General features: G+C 74.2%; 3 protein-coding genes. All 3 read left to right on the top strand.

Annotated features, from left to right (window positions below):
- A partial coding sequence (locus AOK08_RS39350; RefSeq protein ID WP_198539534.1) for a type II secretion system F family protein occupies positions 1-513 on the top strand: 513 nt, incomplete at its 5' end.
- 90 nt (positions 514-603) lie between these two features.
- Positions 604-822, top strand: coding sequence for a DUF4244 domain-containing protein (locus AOK08_RS39345; RefSeq protein WP_055535026.1), 219 nt, complete (start codon positions 604-606; stop codon positions 820-822).
- Positions 809-1,177, top strand: a complete 369-nt coding sequence (locus AOK08_RS39340) for a TadE family type IV pilus minor pilin (protein WP_079054547.1) — start codon at positions 809-811, stop codon at positions 1,175-1,177. Before AOK08_RS39345 ends, AOK08_RS39340 begins: the two co-directional genes overlap by 14 nt.
- Positions 1,178-1,180 lie beyond the last annotated feature (3 nt).

Genomic DNA, 1,180 nt, shown 5'->3' with positions numbered 1-1,180 from the left:
GGGCTGTGGCGGTGGCGACGGCGGAGGGCGCCCGGTGAGACGACGGCGGACGTCGACGCTGCCGAGGCGGCCCGGCAACTCCCGCTCGCCGCCGATCTGCTGGCGGCGTGCATCGCGGCCGGCGCCGGTCCGGTGGTCGCCGCCCAGGCGGTGGGGGAGGCGTTGGCGGGACCGGTCGGGGAGGCGCTGGCACGGGGCGCGGCGGAGGTGCGGCTCGGCGGCGAACCGGCCGAAGCCTGGCGGAGGCTGGCGTCGATACCGGGAGCCGGCTCCCTCGCGAGCCTGCTGGAGCGGGCCGACGAGTCGGGTGTACCGGCGGCCGGTCCCGTCGCCCGCCTCGCCGCCGACACCCGCGCCGACTGGGGCCGTACGGCGACGGAACGGGCCCGGCGGGCGGCCGTCATGGTCACCGCCCCGGTGGGGCTGTGCTTCCTCCCCGCGTTCATCGCGGTCGGCGTACTGCCCGTGGTGATCGGGCTGGCGGACGGGCTGCTGGGCGGGGGTGGTGGGTGACTCGTGCCGCATGTGATCAGGAGCAGGTCGTCAGCAAGCGAGCCGTCGACGAATAAGTCATCAACAGAGCTGAAAATTAAGGGAGTTGAGATGTTCGCAGTGGTGCGGGAAAAGATGTGGGCCCTGGCGTGCAGGGCGCGTGTGGGGCTGGTGGCCCGGCGGGATGCCGGAATGGTCACTTCGGAGTACGCCGTCGGCATCATCGCCGCGGTGGCGTTCGCGGCGGTGCTCTACAAGGTCGTGACGAGCGGGCAGGTCGGCGCGGAGTTGCAGGCCATCGTGAAGAAGGCCCTCGATGCGAAAATGTGAACGCCAGGGCCGGGACGGGGGGTTCGTGACCGCCGAGGCCGCGGTGGTGCTGCCCACGCTGGTGCTGTTCTCGCTGGCGCTGGTCTGGGCGCTGCTCGTCGCCGCCGCCCAGATCCAGTGCGTGGACGCGGCCCGGGCCGGTGCCCGGGCCGCCGCCCGGCAGGACCCGCCCGACGCGGTCGCCGCGGTGGCCAGGAGCGCGGCCCCGCGCGGGGCGAAGATCACCGTCACCAGGGAGGGCGACCTGGTGCGCGTCGAGGTGGTGGCGCAGCCGCCGGGACTCGGCGGCCTCACCGTCGATGTGGCTCACGAAGCGGTGGCGTTGGCGGAGGAGACGGTGGGGGTGGGGGCGTGAGGC

This window comes from Streptomyces graminilatus (assembly GCF_001418565.1).
Classification (GTDB): Bacteria; Actinomycetota; Actinomycetes; order Streptomycetales; family Streptomycetaceae; genus Streptomyces; species Streptomyces graminilatus.
The sequence above is the reverse complement of the archived record's forward strand: the minus strand, read 5'-3'. Positions and strand labels throughout refer to the sequence as shown.